At 59.6% G+C, this 16,914-nt stretch carries 21 protein-coding genes; 4 read left to right on the top strand and 17 right to left on the bottom strand.

The features are described from left to right. Nucleotides 1-5: 5 nt before the first annotated feature. The 5 genes from CUR33_RS01605 to CUR33_RS01585 form a co-directional block, all read right to left on the bottom strand. Nucleotides 6-323, bottom strand: a complete 318-nt coding sequence (locus CUR33_RS01605) for a Type II secretory pathway component (RefSeq protein ID WP_244152899.1) — start codon at nucleotides 321-323, stop codon at nucleotides 6-8. After that, the gene (gspM, locus tag CUR33_RS01600) at nucleotides 316-996 is read right to left on the bottom strand and encodes a type II secretion system protein GspM (protein ID WP_289238482.1); all 681 of its coding nucleotides are present in this window, start codon (nucleotides 994-996) and stop codon (nucleotides 316-318) included. Before gspM ends, CUR33_RS01605 begins: the two co-directional genes overlap by 8 nt. Continuing rightward, the gene (locus tag CUR33_RS01595; protein ID WP_289238481.1) at nucleotides 989-1,597 is read right to left on the bottom strand and encodes a PilN domain-containing protein; all 609 of its coding nucleotides are present in this window, start codon (nucleotides 1,595-1,597) and stop codon (nucleotides 989-991) included. The genes gspM and CUR33_RS01595 overlap by 8 nt, the downstream gene beginning before the upstream one ends. Next, entirely contained in the window at nucleotides 1,597-2,475 is an 879-nt protein-coding gene (locus CUR33_RS01590) for an MSHA biogenesis protein MshI (RefSeq protein WP_289238480.1), read from the bottom strand. Before CUR33_RS01590 ends, CUR33_RS01595 begins: the two co-directional genes overlap by 1 nt. A 575-nt stretch (nucleotides 2,476-3,050) precedes the next feature. Next, nucleotides 3,051-3,482 carry a hypothetical protein gene (locus CUR33_RS01585; protein WP_289238479.1) on the bottom strand — a complete coding sequence of 144 codons (432 nt, stop codon included), beginning with the start codon at nucleotides 3,480-3,482 and terminating at the stop codon, nucleotides 3,051-3,053. On the opposite strand from CUR33_RS01585, the gene trmL reads away from it, so the two are divergent. Continuing rightward, nucleotides 3,481-3,945, top strand: a complete 465-nt coding sequence (trmL, locus tag CUR33_RS01580) for a tRNA (uridine(34)/cytosine(34)/5-carboxymethylaminomethyluridine(34)-2'-O)-methyltransferase TrmL (protein ID WP_160089758.1) — start codon at nucleotides 3,481-3,483, stop codon at nucleotides 3,943-3,945. The two genes, CUR33_RS01585 and trmL, sit on opposite strands and share 2 nt — an antisense overlap. A 68-nt stretch (nucleotides 3,946-4,013) precedes the next feature. On the opposite strand, the gene secB is transcribed toward trmL, so the two are convergent. The 3 genes from secB to CUR33_RS01565 are packed head-to-tail and all read right to left on the bottom strand — an operon-like array spanning nucleotide 4,014 to nucleotide 5,209. Then, nucleotides 4,014-4,499, bottom strand: coding sequence for a protein-export chaperone SecB (gene secB, locus CUR33_RS01575; RefSeq protein ID WP_090254767.1), 486 nt, complete (start codon nucleotides 4,497-4,499; stop codon nucleotides 4,014-4,016). Between the two features lie 40 nt (nucleotides 4,500-4,539). Then, nucleotides 4,540-4,794, bottom strand: a complete 255-nt coding sequence (grxC, locus tag CUR33_RS01570; RefSeq protein WP_289238478.1) for a glutaredoxin 3 — start codon at nucleotides 4,792-4,794, stop codon at nucleotides 4,540-4,542. Nucleotide 4,795: 1 nt separating this feature from the next. Next, nucleotides 4,796-5,209 carry a rhodanese-like domain-containing protein gene (locus CUR33_RS01565; protein WP_090254763.1) on the bottom strand — a complete coding sequence of 138 codons (414 nt, stop codon included), beginning with the start codon at nucleotides 5,207-5,209 and terminating at the stop codon, nucleotides 4,796-4,798. Nucleotides 5,210-5,355: 146 nt separating this feature from the next. Between CUR33_RS01565 and gpmI the strand changes: the two genes are divergently transcribed. The 3 genes from gpmI (at nucleotide 5,356) to CUR33_RS01550 (ending at nucleotide 9,597) form a co-directional block, all read left to right on the top strand. Further along, on the top strand, nucleotides 5,356-6,891 hold the full coding sequence (gene gpmI, locus CUR33_RS01560; protein ID WP_289238477.1) for a 2,3-bisphosphoglycerate-independent phosphoglycerate mutase: 1,536 nt from the start codon (nucleotides 5,356-5,358) through the stop codon (nucleotides 6,889-6,891). 123 nt (nucleotides 6,892-7,014) lie between these two features. Then, nucleotides 7,015-8,256: a murein hydrolase activator EnvC family protein gene (locus tag CUR33_RS01555; protein ID WP_289238476.1), complete on the top strand. Its 1,242-nt coding sequence runs from the start codon at nucleotides 7,015-7,017 to the stop codon at nucleotides 8,254-8,256. A gap of 39 nt (nucleotides 8,257-8,295) precedes the next feature. Further along, entirely contained in the window at nucleotides 8,296-9,597 is a 1,302-nt protein-coding gene (locus CUR33_RS01550; protein WP_289238475.1) for a S41 family peptidase, read from the top strand. 79 nt (nucleotides 9,598-9,676) lie between these two features. On the opposite strand, the gene CUR33_RS01545 is transcribed toward CUR33_RS01550, so the two are convergent. The 9 genes from CUR33_RS01545 to hisB all read right to left on the bottom strand — a co-directional run bounded on the left by CUR33_RS01545 (nucleotide 9,677) and on the right by hisB (nucleotide 16,770). After that, nucleotides 9,677-10,432 carry a substrate-binding periplasmic protein gene (locus CUR33_RS01545; protein ID WP_160089766.1) on the bottom strand — a complete coding sequence of 252 codons (756 nt, stop codon included), beginning with the start codon at nucleotides 10,430-10,432 and terminating at the stop codon, nucleotides 9,677-9,679. Between the two features lie 137 nt (nucleotides 10,433-10,569). After that, the gene (locus CUR33_RS01540; RefSeq protein ID WP_090254752.1) at nucleotides 10,570-11,325 is read right to left on the bottom strand and encodes a substrate-binding periplasmic protein; all 756 of its coding nucleotides are present in this window, start codon (nucleotides 11,323-11,325) and stop codon (nucleotides 10,570-10,572) included. 97 nt (nucleotides 11,326-11,422) lie between these two features. Next, nucleotides 11,423-12,160 carry a substrate-binding periplasmic protein gene (locus tag CUR33_RS01535; RefSeq protein WP_289238474.1) on the bottom strand — a complete coding sequence of 246 codons (738 nt, stop codon included), beginning with the start codon at nucleotides 12,158-12,160 and terminating at the stop codon, nucleotides 11,423-11,425. Between the two features lie 339 nt (nucleotides 12,161-12,499). Then, nucleotides 12,500-13,456 carry a stealth family protein gene (locus CUR33_RS01530; RefSeq protein ID WP_160090228.1) on the bottom strand — a complete coding sequence of 319 codons (957 nt, stop codon included), beginning with the start codon at nucleotides 13,454-13,456 and terminating at the stop codon, nucleotides 12,500-12,502. A gap of 212 nt (nucleotides 13,457-13,668) precedes the next feature. Then, entirely contained in the window at nucleotides 13,669-14,439 is a 771-nt protein-coding gene (gene hisF / locus CUR33_RS01525; protein WP_090254748.1) for an imidazole glycerol phosphate synthase subunit HisF, read from the bottom strand. Nucleotides 14,440-14,502: 63 nt separating this feature from the next. After that, nucleotides 14,503-15,240 (bottom strand): 1-(5-phosphoribosyl)-5-[(5-phosphoribosylamino)methylideneamino]imidazole-4-carboxamide isomerase, encoded by a 738-nt coding sequence (hisA, locus tag CUR33_RS01520; RefSeq protein WP_090254746.1) that lies wholly within the window; start codon nucleotides 15,238-15,240, stop codon nucleotides 14,503-14,505. Between the two features lie 36 nt (nucleotides 15,241-15,276). Beyond that, on the bottom strand, nucleotides 15,277-15,537 hold the full coding sequence (locus CUR33_RS01515; protein WP_289238473.1) for a DUF2164 domain-containing protein: 261 nt from the start codon (nucleotides 15,535-15,537) through the stop codon (nucleotides 15,277-15,279). Beyond that, nucleotides 15,538-16,176: an imidazole glycerol phosphate synthase subunit HisH gene (hisH, locus tag CUR33_RS01510; protein WP_090254742.1), complete on the bottom strand. Its 639-nt coding sequence runs from the start codon at nucleotides 16,174-16,176 to the stop codon at nucleotides 15,538-15,540. Further along, complete coding sequence (gene hisB / locus CUR33_RS01505; RefSeq protein WP_090255169.1) at nucleotides 16,177-16,770, bottom strand: imidazoleglycerol-phosphate dehydratase HisB; 594 nt, start codon at nucleotides 16,768-16,770, stop codon at nucleotides 16,177-16,179. Between the last annotated feature and the right edge of the window lie 144 nt (nucleotides 16,771-16,914).

Below are 16,914 nucleotides of genomic sequence, written 5' to 3'. Positions count from 1 at the left end.
GGGCATCATCGGCTCGGTTGCATAACGGGTTCAGCCAGGCGCAGCAGCTGTTGCTGGCCCTGGCGCTCAATCAATACGGACTGCGCATGGATGGCCAGCACCCGAGCATCGGCATAGCGCTCGCCAACCCGCAGGTTCTGTCCACCAATCACTGCGCGGCTGCCCTGGGCACCACGCACGATGGCTTGCAATATCAGCGGGCTGTCGCCACTGGCCGCGGCGGCAGGCAACAGCTCGCGCGGTGGCTGGGTCGGGTCGATACCCACATTGTCGGCCAGTGCCGCACTGCTCAATAGCAGACTCAGTAACAGGACTTTAGACACCGACCCACCCCGCATACCGACTCAATGTGTAGAGTTTCAGACGGATGCTGGCCTTGCTCGGCCCCGCCTCGCCAACCTGATAATCCAGGCTGTCCCAGTTGAGTTGCCAACCGCTGGCGTGCACTGCTTGCAGGTAGTTCAACAGGTCGAAATAACCACCTTCCAGCTGCAGCTCCAAGCCATGTTTATAGAGTGTCACCGCTGGGGTCGGCGGCGCTTTGTCAGCGCTTACCGGCGCCGCAGCCGGCTCGGCAGGAGCCAACTGTACCGGCTCACTGAAACTACTCATGCCCAGCACACGCAGCTGCGGTTGTTTGCGCAGCAGCTCTTGCAGCACCGTTTGCATTTTCTGCGGGGTGATCAGCTCTGCGGTGTGCTGATCAATCTGCTGGATGAGCCCATCACGACTCGCCGCTGCAGCGCTCAGGGCGCTGAGGTATTGCTTATTGGGATCAGCCTCTGTGCGACGCTGCAATTCCAACCGAGCACTCTCGGCCTCAGCACGACGACCTTCGGCCACTTGCCAGTCACTCTGCTGCTTGGCCAGGCGCATGCTCAAGGGGTCGCCAACCAGCAGAACATAGAGCACCCCGAGCAGACCCAGCGCCACGCCATACGTCAGCCAGCGCTCACGCGTGGCCATACCCTGCCAGCGCTGTAGCCACTTATTCATCGCCGGCCTCCTTATCCTTCAGCTGGGACGAGAGGTCAAACCGCAGCAGTTGATCGTCACCACGCTGCACATCGAAACGCGCGAACTCACGCCCGCTGAATACGGCACTCTGCCCCAGACGCTGCAAGTACGCCGGCAGCAACTCCTGGTCCTGGCTGCGCCCCTGCAGACGAATATGCCGCCCACCCTCGCGCAGGCTGATGCCGTTCAGCCACAAACCACTTGGGGGATGTTGCTCAGTCAGCGCCGCCAATGGTGCAACAAATCCGGCACTGCGTTGGCTGCCAAGCAGCTGCAAGTAAGCGACCAGTCGCTGCAACTCACGGTTGCCCTGCTCGCGCGCAGCCAGCTCCTCGGGTAATCGCTCATCCAGCGTGGGCTCGATAAAACTGCCAAGAGCCGATGCCAATTGGGCCTCTTCCTGCTGTGCTTGCAGCTGCTTCTCGGCCAGACGCTGTGCGCCGTGATGCAGCTGCCAGGCCTGCCAACTGGCATGGCCCAGGCACAGCAACAACATGACGCCTAATCCCAACAACATCTGCGCAGGACGCGGTCCACTCTGTTGTGTACGTTCGAGCTGATACAGGTTGAGGTTTTGCATCAGCCAGCCTCCTGCCGCAGCGCCGCACCTACGGCGCCCATGCAATAGGCTTGCTCCTGCTCGGATAATTCAGCGCTGGCTTGGCCCGGAAACAGCTCACGCAAGTCCAGTGCCTGCAGCTTAACCGCCAAGCCGTTGGACAAGGCTTGCAGGGCCGCGGCGCCATTGCGCTTCATGGGCAACAGCAGCAGCCGGTTGATGTACCCCTTACCGAGCTGACTTTCGTAGTAATCGAGCGAACGCTGAATCTCCAGGGTCATCGCCGAGAACTCCGGGTCCGCCTGGTCGAGGCCCTGCTCGATTCGCCGCGCCATATACAAATCGGCGCCATGCTGAACAGCGATCAGCCCTTCACTGGAACGTAAACGCAGCAGCGCCAGGCTCATGCCCTCGCTGCCAGCCAGCACGCCCAGATTGCGGAACGCCATTTCGGTGACATCAATGCTGCCCAGGCGCAAACCTGCCTCGTTGCACATGGCACCCAAGGCGTGCATCCGCGCCTTATTCAGGACGGCGCAATAAGCCATACGTGAGCGCCCTCGGTAGGCATCTTCGGGCAGATTGAACGCATCGACGACGACGTTCTCGAGCGGCTCGCTGATCAGCTCCTTGACTCGCCAACGCATCGCATCACGCAATTCAGTGGCCGGTACATCAGGGCTGTCGAGCAGCAGCATCTGGTAAGTCGCAGGGTGCAACAGCAGGTTGACCGGCATGCCGGCAAAGCCCAGCTCATTGACCAGGCGTTTGAGCAAGGCAGGCTGTTCAACACTTGTGGCCTCATGGAATTGGCATTCCAGCAGGCGCGGCGGCTGGCCGGGCTCACGTAGCACGCGTGCCAGCGCAATACCTTCAGGACTGGTTTCGATGCCCAGCAAACCATTGGCGACTTTTATCTTTCTTTTAGCAAACCACGCCAACTGTAAACCCCACCACCCATTGCGACGCAGGCAATCCTGCCGGCCGCACAGTTTAGAATAGCTGTTCAGGCGCGCCCCTGATGCTGATCAATGCCCCTGCTGCAACGCCTGAAACCGTGCCTCGACTGCCCCTCACCCAACCGCCTGACCTCAACACCTTCGCCAGCCATATAGCAACGCCAGTTGCTAGACAGCACTGCACAGCCACGCGACATCAAAAGGCCATACATCGGTTGAAGACTGTATAACACAAAGCATAGGCCTCGGCCCCGTGCTGCGCCCATCACCGCCAAGGCCTTCGCTATGAACGAGGCGGGAAATGCGCCAAAGCAATGCACATCCACCACCCCGATGCACAGCTATGATTCATCCCCACCAGCCCTAGCTGTCATCGGCAACAACGGCCGCCAGGCTCTAAGCCCCTATTTACTAGCCCTGCAGCCAACGTAATAAAACTGGCACACAGCCTGCATAGACTCAAGCAATCCCAGTTTTGGGGACCTTGGTACAGGCAGGCCGGGGATTCCCCTCTTTTATTGCTCCATCAGGCTGACCACCAGCCGCCAGCGCCCGTCCACCTCTTCAGCGCGCCATTCAGTGCGCAAAGGACGGGCCGCCACCACCTTCAAGACCAAATCCCTTCGCTCACGCTGCAAACGCCAGTTGGCCAAGCGCCCCTGTACTTCTAACTGGCCTTGCTGCTCGCGCCCAAAACTCTGCAAGCGCAGGATCACCACACCACCCACATGCTCTTCATGCGGCACCGGCTCGACGTTGAACCAGAACTCCAGCCGCTGCTCCAGCACGTCAACACGTTCAAGCCACAATGGGTCAGGCTGGAACATCCGGCCAATCATCAAACCAATCAAAAATCCAAACACACCCAATGAAGCAATCACCCGCACCCACGGACGGGGGCGCGGGTCTGTAGAATGCTGCTCGTCTTCAAGCTCGGAGCCGCGCATGTTTCACGTCATCCTTTTTCAACCGGAAATACCGCCCAATACCGGCAACATTATCAGGCTCTGCGCTAACAGCGGCTGCCACCTGCACCTGATCGAGCCGCTGGGCTTCGAATTGGATGACAAACGCCTGCGCCGCGCCGGGCTGGATTATCACGAATACGCCACCCTGCAGCGCCACGTCGACCTGGCCAGCTGTCTGGCGAGCATCGGCCGACCGCGCGTGTTTGCCTTTACCACCAAGGGCTCGCAGGCGTTCCACGACGTTAGCTATCAGCCTGGCGATGCCTTCCTGTTTGGCCCGGAAAGCCGCGGCCTGCCTCAGGAAATTCGCGACAGCCTGCCGCCCGAACAGCGTCTGCGCCTGCCGATGCGCGAAGGCTGCCGCAGCCTGAACCTGTCCAATACCGTCGCTGTGGCGGTCTATGAAGCCTGGCGCCAACAGGGGTTTGCCGACGCCCAGTAGCGCCGATCGTGCTGTACAGCGCCCATAAAAAACGCCCCGTAGGGCGTTTTTTGTTGCAACCGCAAACCTTAGTGCGCGGTGGCCGCTTCGCCGGCTTGCTGCATGCGCTGCAGCTCCTGAGCGTAGAGGGCGTCGAAATTCACCGGCGCCAGCATCAACGCCGGGAACGAGCCACGCACAACCAGGCTGTCCAGAGTTTCGCGAGCATAGGGGAAGAGGATGTTCGGGCAGAACGCACCCAGGGTATGGCTCATGGACGCCGCATCCAGACCCTTGATCAGGAAGATGCCGGCCTGCTGAACTTCAGCGATAAAGGCGGTTTCTTCGCCAGTTTTCACGGTTACCGAGAGGGTCAGCACCACTTCATGGAAGTCGCCATCCAGCGCCTTCTGACGGGTGTTGAGGTCCATGGCAACGCTAGGCGCCCACTCCTGACGGAAGATTTCCGGGCTCTTCGGCGCTTCGAAGGACAGGTCACGTACATAGATACGCTGCAGGGAGAACTGTGGGTTTTGTTCGCCCTGAGCGGCGCCGTTGCTAGCTTGTTCTGTCATGGCAAAGCCTTCTTGTCGTTAGGTACGGGTAAACAGGGAATTAAGCCTTGAGCAGCGCGTCGAGCTTGCCCGCGCGCTCCAAGGTGTAAAGATCATCGCAACCACCCACATGGGTGTCGCCGATCCAGATCTGCGGCACCGAGGTCTGGCGCGCCTTGCGGGTCATTTCAGCACGCACATCTGGCTTGCCATCAACCTTGATCTCGTTAAAGGCCACGCCTTTGTGCGTCAGCAGTTGTTTGGCGCGGATGCAGTACGGGCACCAATCGCTGGAATAGATGACGACAGGCTGCATCTCACTTCACCAATGGCAGGTTGTCGCCACGCCAGCTGGCAATCCCGCCGGACAGCTTGGCAGCGGTGAAGCCGGCCTTTTTCAGGTCACGGCAAACACCGCCGCTGTGCTGGCCCATGGCATCAACCACGATGATGGTTTTGGCCTTGTGTTTGTCCAGCTCAACCATACGAGCGGCGAATTTTTCGAACGGGATATTCAGTGCACCGACGATATGCCCAGCGGAAAAGTCCTTCTGCCCGCGGATATCCAACACCACGCCCTGCTCGCTGTTAACCAGTGCGGTCAGCTCGCGGCTGCTCAGGCTCTGTCCGCCCTTGCGCGCTTCGGTAAAGATCAGCAGCGCGAGCAGAGTTGCGAACAAACCGCTCAGGACATAGTGGGTAGTGGCAAATTCAATCAAGTTGGCAAGCATTGTGCGGTTCCGGGGCGGTAAAATGTCGGCCAGTATACACAGCCGCACAGGTCGGCCAAACCCCGCCCGGCGGTGACGTTTTCCATACTTGGCCGTAAAATGCCCAGCCTTGTTTCCCGCCCATCGACCCAGAGCGAACCAGCTTTATGAGCGCCACGCCCAAACCCCTGGTACTGATCATCCTCGATGGCTTCGGCCACAGTGACAGCCCCGAATCCAACGCCATCATGGCCGCCAACACGCCGGTCTATGACCACCTGCGCGCCACCCAGCCCCACGGCCTGATCTCGGGTTCAGGCATGGATGTCGGCCTGCCAGACGGACAAATGGGCAATTCCGAGGTCGGCCACATGAACCTCGGTGCCGGCCGCGTGGTGTATCAAGACTTCACCCGAGTGACCAAAGCCATTCGTGATGGCGAGTTCTTCACCAACCCAACCATCACCGCTGCAGTCGATAAAGCTGTCAGCGCCGGCAAAGCCGTGCATATCCTCGGGCTACTCTCCGATGGCGGCGTACACAGCCACCAGGATCATCTGGTGGCCATGGCCGAACTCGCCGTTCAGCGCGGTGCCGAAAAAATCTACCTGCACGCCTTCCTCGACGGCCGTGACACCCCACCGAAAAGCGCACAGCCGTCCATTGAACTGCTTGACGCCACCTTCGCCAAACTCGGCAAGGGCCGCATCGCCAGCCTCAGCGGTCGCTACTTCGCGATGGACCGCGACAACCGCTGGGACCGCGTCGAACAGGCCTACGGGTTGCTGGTCGACGGTCACGGCCAGTTCAACGCTGCCACTGCCGTGGAAGGCCTGAATGCTGCCTACGAGCGTGGCGAAAGCGATGAATTCGTCAAAGCCACCACCATTGGCGAGCCCGTGCGCATGGAAGACGGCGACGCCGTAGTCTTTATGAACTTCCGCGCCGACCGCGCACGCGAACTGACCCGCGCCTTTGTCGAGCCGGGCTTCAAGGAATTCGAGCGCCCGCGCGTGCCGCAACTGGCCGACTTCGTCATGCTCACCCAGTACGCTGCCAGCATCCCGACACCCAGCGCCTACAAGCCGGAAGCCCTGACCAACGTGCTCGGCGAATACCTGGCGAATAACGGCAAGACCCAACTGCGCATCGCCGAAACCGAAAAATATGCCCACGTCACCTTCTTCTTCTCCGGCGGCCGTGAAGAACCCTTCGCCGGTGAAGAGCGCATCCTGATCCCGTCACCGAACGTCGCCACCTATGACCTGCAGCCGCAGATGAGCGCACCGGAAGTTACCGACAAGATCGTCGATGCCATCGAAAACCAGCGTTATGACGTGATCGTCGTCAACTACGCCAACGGCGACATGGTCGGCCACACCGGCGTGTTTTCCGCTGCCGTGGCCGCCGTGGAGTGCCTGGACGGCTGCGTCGGCCGCATCGTTGCCGCACTGGATAAAGTCGGCGGTGAAGCGCTGATCACCGCCGACCACGGCAACGTCGAGCAGATGGCGGATGAAAGCACCGGCCAGGCGCACACCGCACACACCTGCGAGCCCGTGCCCTTCATCTACGTTGGCAAACGTCCGGCGACAATCCGTTCAGGCGGTGTACTGGCCGACGTAGCCCCGACCCTGCTGACTCTGATGGGTTTGCCAGTACCCGCGGAAATGACCGGCACCAGCATCGTCGAGCTGAACTAAGCAACTGCCCGCAGCCAGGTGCAATGCCTGGCCTGCGGGCCGTCGCAACGTGACGTTAACCATGGCTCCCGGCCATTTTTTAGGCATACTAGGCGCGTTCTTAATTCAGGTGCCGCCCGCCCCATGTTTCGTGCCCTCGCCCTTATTTTCCTGACCCTCCTGCTGACGCCTGCGATCGCCGACGAGAAGAGCGATGCGCAGAAGCAACTGGATGCCGCGCGCGCCGATGTCGCCGAGCTGAAGCAACTGCTGGAAAAGCTGCAGCAGGAAAAATCCGGCGTGCAGAAAGACCTGAAGAAAACCGAAAGCGAGATGGGCCAGCTGGAGAAGCAGGTCAAAGGCCTGCAGCAGGACCTGAAGAAGAGCGAAGAGGAAATCCAGCGCCTCGATACCGAGAAAAAAAAACTTGAGGGCGCGCGCCTTGAACAGCAACGCCTGATCGGCATCCAGGCCCGCGCCGCTTACCAGAGCGGGCGCCAGGAGTACGTCAAGCTGCTCCTCAACCAGCAGAACCCAGAAAAGTTCTCACGCACCCTGACCTACTACGACTACCTCAGCGAAGCGCGCATGGAACAACTTGCGACCTTCAATGAAACCCTGCGCCAGCTGGCTAACGTCGAGCAGGACATCGCCAACCAGCAGAACCAGTTACTGGAGCAGAAGAGCGCCCTGGATGGTCGCCGCGAACAGCTCGCCAGCGTACGAAAGGAGCGTCAGCTGGCCCTGGTCAAGCTGAACAAGGAATTCTCCGCTCGCGACCATAAGCTCAAGGCCCGCCAGCAGGAACAAGCCAACCTGGCCCGCGTGCTGAAAACCATTGAAGAAACCCTTGCCCGCCAGGCCCGTGAAGCTGAAGCCGCGCGTCAACAAGCCCTGCTCGCCGAACGTGAACAATCGCGCAACAGCACTAATACCGCGCCGACAGGTCCACTGGTAAGTTCTGGCGCCAGCTTCGGCGGCCCATTTGCCAAAGCCCGCGGCAAACTGCCCTGGCCAGTTGATGGTCGCCTGGTGGCTCGCTACGGCACACCGCGTGGCGGCGATGCCCGTACCAAATGGGACGGTGTGCTGATCGGCGCATCCGCTGGCAGCCAGGTGCATGCCGTGCATGGCGGGCGCGTGGTGTTTGCCGACTGGTTGCGTGGCGCCGGGCTTCTGGTCATTCTCGACCATGGCAACGGCTACCTGAGCCTCTACGGGCATAACCAGAGCCTGCTCAAAGACGCCGGGGATGTGGTCAAAGCCGGCGAAGCCATCGCCACCGTTGGCAACAGCGGTGGCCAGGAAACCTCAGCACTGTATTTCGCAATTCGCCAGCAGGGCCGCCCGATCGACCCCGCTCAATGGTGCCGCGCACAAGGATAAGTGCTGCGATTACCGATTCAGGACAGGAGTAAGTTCGACATGCCGCATCTGTTCCGCCTCACCGCCCTCGCGCTGGCCGTTACCCTGCTGGGTAGCACTGCCGCCTTTGCCGCGCCAGCCGAAGCACCGGCCACCGCCAACGACAGCGCGCCACTGCCGCTGGACGACCTGCGCACCTTTGCCGAGGTGATGGATCGCATCAAGTCCGCCTATGTTGAGCCGGTCACGGACAAAACCCTGCTGGAAAACGCGATCAAGGGCATGCTCAGCAACCTTGACCCGCACTCGGCCTACCTGGAGCCGGAAGCCTTCCGCGACTTGCAAGAGAGCACCAGCGGCGAATTCGGCGGCCTGGGCATTGAGCTCGGCACCGAGGATGGCTTCCTCAAGGTGGTCTCGCCGATTGATGACACCCCAGCCTCTGCGGCCGGCATCCAACCAGGCGACCTGATCGTGAAGATCGACGGCCAGCCAACCAAGGGCCTATCGCTGATGGAAGCCGTGGAGAAGATGCGCGGCAAAGCTGGCAGTGACATCGAACTGACCTTAGTGCGTGAAGGCGGCAAGCCCTTCGATGTTGAACTGACACGCGCCGTGATCAAGGTCAGGAGCGTGAAGAGCCAGCTGCTTGACGATGGCTACGGCTACATACGCATCACCCAGTTCCAGGTCAACAGCGGTGAAGAAGTCGGCAAGGCCCTGGCTAAACTGCGTAAAGACAACGGCAAGAAGCTGCGCGGCCTGGTGCTCGATTTGCGTAACAACCCTGGCGGCGTGCTGCAGGCAGCCGTGGAAGTCACCGATCACTTCCTCAAGAAAGGCCTGATCGTCTACACCGAAGGACGCATCGCCAACTCCGAACTGCGCTTCAATGCCGACCCGGCCGACGCCAGCGAAGGCGTGCCCCTGGTCGTGCTGATCAACGGCGGCAGCGCCTCGGCCTCCGAAATCGTCGCCGGCGCCCTGCAGGATCACAAGCGTGGCGTGCTGATGGGCACTGATAGCTTCGGCAAGGGCTCGGTACAGACCGTGCTGCCACTGAACAATGATCGCGCCCTGAAGCTCACCACGGCGTTGTACTTCACGCCTAACGGCCGCTCGATTCAGGCTCAAGGCATCGTGCCGGACATCGAAGTGGCGCGCGCCAAGCTAACCCGCGAACAGGGCGACGAAACCATCAAGGAAGCCGACCTGCAAGGCCACCTGGGCAATGGCAACGGCGGCGCCGATAAGCCAAGCAAAGGCAAGACCAGCGCACCGGCACGCCCACAGGATGACGACTACCAACTCAGCCAAGCCCTCAACCTGCTCAAGGGCCTGAGCGTCACCCGCGGCGACTAGGTTTCACCTGTAGAGGCACAGCGCTAAAAAAAGCCCGACCTTGAGTAATCAAGGTCGGGCTTTTTAATAACGCCTGCGACTACAGGTAGTTATTGGTCATCTCGTCAATAAAGCCTTCGGCGCGCAGTTCATCCAATGCTTTCTGCAGACGCTGCACCACCTCATCCGGGGTGTCCTTGTTAAGCGCCAGGTACAGCTCAGCCTCGTTAAAGCGCAGCGCGGTATTCAGACCACTGACGCCCTCCTGCTTGGCCAGATAGCGTCCCACGGGATCAGTGGTAGCCCACAGGTCGATCTTGCCGCTGAGCAGCTTCTTGATGTTCTCCTGATCACGCAGCGCATTGACCGGACTCAGCCCTTGGCTTTCCAGATGCTGGCTAACCGCGTCATTTTTGTAGGCGCCAATTTGGTACTGCGCTGCATCTTTGAGGCTAGCGACACTGACGTTATTACCTGGCGCTGCCAGCAGCACCCAACCGGTTTTAGCCAATGGTCCCACCCACTTGAACAGAGGCTGACGTTCAGCAGTGAACGTGGTGGAGAACAAGCCGTAGTTGGGTTTGTCCAGGGTCAGGCGGTATAAGCGGTCCCAAGGGAAGCGCAGGGTCAGCGTGTAGTTGATGCCGGCACGCTTGAACATCGCACGGACAATCTCGGCACTGATGCCGTCGATACCGTCATCACGGGCAAAGTTCTTGTCATCCACCGCCATGTTGAACGGCGGGAAGTTCTCGGTCAGCAACACCACTTTGTAATCGGCTGGAAGCTCTGCACGGGCAGCACAGGCACTCAGGACAAGCCCGAACAACAGGCTGGCTTTCAGGGTTTTTAACATAGGTCATTCCGCTCGCATGAATTGTGATTATGGCTAGCGGCATCCTTGCTCGGGCGGGTGCCCGGCGACGTATGGTACGTGGCGTCAACCATCCATGGCCGCGGGCCGGTTTGTGACCGGCCCACTGGTTTTGCGTATTACAGGTAGTTGTTCAGAATATCGTCGACAAAACCTTCGCTGCGCATCTTGTCCAGCTCGGCTTGCAGCTTCTGCACAACTTCATCCGGCACTTCTTTATTCAGCGCCAGATACAACTCTGCACTATCGAAACGCAGAATGGTTTTCAGCCCGGAGATGCCCTCCTGCTTGGCCAGGTAGCGGCCGGCGGGGTCGCCGGTGGCCCACAGATCAATCTGGCCGGCCATCAGCTTCTTGGCGTTTTCCGTGTCGCGCAGAGCGGTAATCGGTTCCAGACCTTTTTCCACCAAGTGCTCGGCAATCGCGTCGCCCTTGTAAGCGCCAACCTTGTACTGTTTGGCGTCGTCCAGGCTGTTCAGGGTAATACTGCTATCGGCCTTGCCGAGCAGCACCCAGTCATCCGGACCAATCGGGCCAACCCACTTGAACAGCGCCTCACGCTCCGGCAAGCGCGCCGCAACAAACACGCCATAGCCAGGCTTTTCCAGCGCCAGCTTATAGATGCGGTCCCAAGGGAAGCGCAGGGTCATGTTGTATTGAATGCCGGCACGCTTGAACATCTCACGGATGATGTCCACGGCAATGCCGTCAATATTGTCTTCCTGAGCGAAGTTCTTGCCGTTGATCGCCATGTTGTACGGCGGGAAATTCTCGGTCAGTAGAACCATGCGGTAGTTCGGGTCAATTTCGGCCCGAGCACTGCCCGCAAGCACCATAACTGTGCCGGCAAGGGCGGCTAGTAAGTGTTTAAACATGATGTCTCACATCGATAGTTGGGCTGAGCATGCAAGCATACCCAGCACGTCCGGCTAAGCCCAGCCCAGGTTTGCCGAGGGGATCGACAGCAGCGGGTTAAAGATAACCGTCTTTGATAGCGGTCAATCCACCTTGAGCGCGTATATCGTCCAACGCTTTTTGCAACTTCTGCACCACATCATCGGGTGTCTCTTTATTCAGCGCCAAGTAGAGGTCAGCACTGTTAAAGCGATGTACCACCTTGAGCGCACCCAGTGGCGACTGCTTAGCCATGTAGCGCCCGCCGACTTCATCGGTGGCCCACAGGTCGATCACGCCCTTCTCCAGCTTGTTGAGGTTTTCCTTGTCCTGCAGGCTGGTTTGTACCGTCACGCCACGGTCGATCAGAAACTGTGAAATCGCATCATTGCGATAACCGCCGATCTTGTAGGCACCGGCCTGATCCAGGCTGTTCAACGTAATGCTGCTATCGGCCTTGGCCAGCAACACCCAGTCGCTCACGGCAATCGGCCCAACCCACTTGAACAGCGATTCACGATCCGGCGTACGAATCGTGGAAAACACCCCATACCCTTTGTTCTCTAATGCCTGCTTGTACTGACGATCCCACGGGAAGCGCAGGATCATCTGGCACTCAAGCTGTGCCTTGCTGCACAGCGCACGCACTGTATCGCCGCTAATGCCCTGAACATCAGCATCCTTGGCGAAGTTGCCGCCGTTAGCCGCCATGCTGAACGGCGGCAGGTTTTCAGTCAGCAGAACCAAAGGCTCTGCGCGAGCCAGGCTGACGGCACACAACAGCCACACTGCGGTGAATAGCCGGATAGCGGACATAAGAACTCCGTGTATAGAAATGCCATTTATAAAAAGAGGGGCGCTGCGGGATGCTGAATGTATCAACCCGAACGCAGACAATCTGATTTTAGCGGGCGAGTCGACATTTTGCTGTCGACTCGCCCGCAGCAGTGGCCGGCAGGGCTGCCTGTTGATAGGCCCAAACCAGCGGCCACATGTAGACATCGCCGAGCTAGCCGTTAAATTGCTTCGTTTTTAAATGAGTGGGGGCACGCGGGCGTATTTGTAGCTCCGCCTAGCGGCGGCACATGATGAGGTTTGGGGGGGCTACGCAACTAGGGACCACAAAGGCGCGATTACATCTGAGGGTGCGCGAGCTTATGAGCTAACAGATGCGGAGCCGCGTGATGACTCAAAGTAACTCGGGCGCGGGAACAGCTCTGTGCGTATTCGATCCAGCTTATCGCGCATTTTTGCGATGTCAGAGCGGTCGTCAGTCGTGTCGTTGATGCAGATGCATAGATGACGCCCGAGCGAGTCAAGCAGCGACGCCACCCGGTCATTCTCCACATCATCGGTGAACAGGTAGCGGCACTGCTCCCAGTCAATATCTGCTCGTCCATGGGTCGCACACCAATCAAGGTATAAATTAGCCAGGATGCTTTGGCCTGTCCTGCGCCTGAATTTTTCCTGACGGACCTCGTCGAAAATATCAGGGTGCGCCGCTTCAAGCTCCATCATCCAGCTCTTACGAATGCCTTTGGGGGCGTGCTCAGGGATGAACGCGATGCTCGATGCGCCATAGTTTTTTTGCATCCAATGCCGCGCGTTACTGGCATCGTTATGACCCGACAGCTGCAGATCGGCATCACTGGTTGGAATAGCCTCTCGGGTTAAGAACACCATAGCGCCAACCGCGCTGAAAAAGTCTTTGGGCTGAACATGCCGGGTTAGCATTTGATCATCGTTGAATGAAACGAAGTGTTCCGCTAGGTCGGGGATATGGTGCAGCGCCGACTCGATCGCCCGGGATGAAAATGTCGGAAGATAGCGCGCATCCAGAATCTGCGAATGGTCAACGATGCGCAGCCGAGGGTGCTCCGCGATAAAGCCCGGTACTTGCTGATCGGTGACAATAAAGATGTTGCCGTCTATGCCCCAGAACTGCTCCATCGAGCGAAGCAAAAACAACAAATCGTCGTTATCTCGATAGCGGCCCTCGCCGTTGGCAAAGGGCAGAAAGTCTTGGTGCGGTTCACCTGAGTGATATTCACGCTTGGCCCGCCAATTAGCGTCGCCTCCATCAACCCAAGTAATAACAGCATCAACTTGCATGTCTAATCCAGCTTTGATTCAGGGCAGTCACAACAATCGTCATACGCGCACGGCAAACGTAAGGCATTGAGTGCGATGCGTAGCGGTTTGAACGGCCCTTACGGGAAACGGCTTACGGGGTGACGCTGGCGCACAACTCGTTGCCCCTTCGCACAAGGTGGCAACGCTCACTGACCTGCCAACTCGCTGACAGGGCTGCCGGCCAGCGAGGTTTAGCGCACGACAATCCCGCGAGCGGCCATGTAGGCCTTGGCTTCCGGCACGGTGTATTCACCGAAGTGGAAGATGCTCGCCGCCAGCACGGCCGCCGCTTTGCCTTCGATGATGCCGTCAGCCAGGTGCTGCAGATTGCCGACGCCGCCGGAAGCGATCACCGGGATGCCAACCATTTCGCTGATGGCGCGGGTCACGCCCAGGTCGTAGCCGCTTTTAACGCCATCCTGATCCATGCTGGTCAGGAGGATTTCACCGGCGCCGAGGTCTTCCATCTTTTTCGCCCAGAGCACAGCATCCAGGCCGGTGGGCTTGCGCCCGCCATGAGTGAAAATTTCCCAGCGCGGCGCTTCGCCCGGCTTGGAAACTTTCTTCGCGTCGATGGCCACGACAATGCACTGCGAGCCGAAGCGTGAGGCCGCTTCACCGACAAACTCCGGGGTAAACACAGCAGCGGTGTTGATCGACACCTTGTCCGCGCCGGCATTCAGCAGGTTGCGGATGTCCTGCACGGTGCGCACACCGCCACCGACAGTCAGCGGAATAAACACCTGGCTGGCCATGCGCTCGACGGTATGCAGCGTGGTGTCGCGGCCGTCGACGCTGGCGGTGATGTCGAGAAAGGTAATCTCATCAGCACCCTGCTCGTCGTAACGCCGGGCGATTTCCACCGGGTCACCGGCGTCGCGGATATTCTCGAACTGGACGCCCTTGACCACGCGGCCGTTGTCCACGTCGAGGCAGGGGATGATGCGTTTAGCCAATGCCATATCGGTATTTCCGTAGGGTATCGCGGGGCCGCCCAGGCGGCGCTCACCGCAAGAGCAGACGAATCAGCCCTTGAAGTTGTCGCAGAAGGTCTGCGCTTCAGCCACATCCAGAGTGCCTTCATAGATGGCACGGCCGGTGATGGCACCGATGATGCCGGGCGAACGCGCCAGCAGCAGCTTCTCGATATCGCCCAGGTTATGAATGCCGCCGGAGGCGATCACCGGGATACGGCTGGCCGCCGCCAGGGCCGCCGTGGCTTCGATATTGCAGCCCTGCATCATGCCGTCTTTAGCGATGTCGGTATAAACGATGGCCGAGACGCCATCAGCCTCGAAACGCTTGGCCAGGTCAGTCGCTTGCACAGTCGACACTTCCGCCCAGCCGTCGGTGGCGACGAAGCCATCTTTGGCGTCCAGGCCGACGATCACCTTGCCCGGAAAGGCTTTGCAGGCATCGGTGACAAACTGCGGATCTTTCACCGCCTTGGTGCCGATGATCACGTAGCTGACGCCGGCCCGCACGTAGTGCTCGATGGTTTCCAGGGTGCGGATGCCACCGCCAATCTGGATCGGCAGCGTCGGGTAGCGCTTGGCGATGGCGGTGACCACTTCGCCGTTAACCGGCTGGCCTTCGAAGGCACCATTGAGGTCAACCAGGTGCAGACGACGGCAGCCACCCTCGACCCATTTGGCAGCCATGCTCACCGGGTCATCGGAAAACACCGTGGAGTCTTCCATACGGCCCTGGCGCAGACGCACGCAGGCGCCGTCCTTCAGATCGATAGCGGGGATAATCAGCATCGGTTGAACCTGCTCAAGTCGTGTGAATTCGGTGGGTCAGCTCTTTTCGAGTGCCCAAAGGTCGCTTTCGATGCTCTCGAACCGTTCTTTCAGGTGAGTCTGCACATCGAAAACCGCCCGGTTGTAGTAGTGCGGCGCAATCTCGCGGGCAAACAGCTCAAGGATTTCCGCCGCTTCGAACGAACCCAGCTGCAGCTCGAAGCGCTCTTCCATAAAACGCTTGAGAGCATTGGTCGCTTCACGCTCCTGCTCAACAGAGAGGGTGAGAATCGGCGGCTTCTGCTTGGCCCGGCTCATTTACCAGCGACCATCCCAGGCGGCGAAGTTCTGCAGCAGCTGCAGGCCGTGGGTGTGGCTTTTTTCCGGGTGGAACTGCACGGCAAAGCGCGAGCCTTCAGCCAGCGCCGCGGCGAAGTCCTTGCCGTAATGGCCACGGCCGACCACCTGCTTGGGGTTACCAGCCTCGATGTAATAGCTGTGCACGAAGTAGAAACGCGCCAGGTCCGGAATGTTGTGCCACAGCGGGTGCTTGACCGACTGCGCCACCTCGTTCCAGCCCATGTGGGGCACCTTCAGCGGCTCGCCGTCTTCGACCATGTCCTTGCCGAAGAAGCGCACTTTGCCGGGGAACAGACCAATGCAATCAACGCCATCGTTCTCTTCGCTGTGCTCCAGCAGCGCCTGCATGCCCACACAGATGCCGAGAAACGGCCGATCCGCGCTGACTTCCCGCACCAGGCTGTCGAAGCCCAGGCGCTTGATCTCGGCCATGCAATCGCGGATCGCACCCACACCGGGGAATACCACGCGATCGGCTTCGCGAATCACCTGGGCATCACTGGTCACCAGCACCTTGCCGGCACCGACGTGCTCCAAGGCTTTGGCCACCGAGTGCAGGTTGCCCATGCCGTAGTCGATTACTGCAACTGTCTGCATTTACAGGCAGCCCTTGGTCGACGGCATCTGCCCGGCCATGCGCTCATCCAGCGTCACGGCCATGCGCAGGGCGCGACCAAACGCTTTGAACACCGTTTCAATCTGGTGGTGGGTATTGGTGCCACGCAGGTTGTCGATGTGCAGCGAAACCAGCGCGTGGTTGACGAAGCCCTGGAAGAACTCCTGAAACAGATCCACATCGAAACCGCCGACCACGGCGCGGGTAAATGGCACGTGCATCTGCAGGCCTGGACGGCCAGAGAAGTCGATCACCACGCGCGACAGCGCTTCATCCAGCGGCACGTAGGAATGGCCGTAACGAGTCATGCCCTTTTTGTCGCCGATGGCCTGGGTAAAGGCCTGCCCAAGAGTGATGCCGACGTCTTCCACGGTGTGGTGGTCATCGATATGCAGGTCGCCCTTGCACTGGATATCCAGGTCGATCAGGCCATGACGGGCGATCTGATCGAGCATGTGCTCAAGGAACGGCACGCCAATATCGAACTTGGCCTTACCAGTCCCATCCAGGTTGATCGAGACCTTGATCTGGGTCTCCAGGGTATTGCGCTCGACGGATGCCGTACGTTCGGCCATCACCAGCTCCAGAAATTGCCCACGGAAAAAGGCTGGCATTATAGGCGGGCATCCGCCTGGGCGGCTACCGGCGGCGATCAGAGGCACAGACTATTGGCCCAACCGAAGCCTCGCAGCCTGCGCGAGCCCGTGGGGAAACTCACC

This window comes from Pseudomonas sp. FEMGT703P (assembly GCF_002786345.1).
Classification (GTDB): domain Bacteria; phylum Pseudomonadota; class Gammaproteobacteria; order Pseudomonadales; family Pseudomonadaceae; genus Aquipseudomonas; species Aquipseudomonas peli.
The sequence above is the reverse complement of the archived record's forward strand: the minus strand, read 5'-3'. Positions and strand labels throughout refer to the sequence as shown.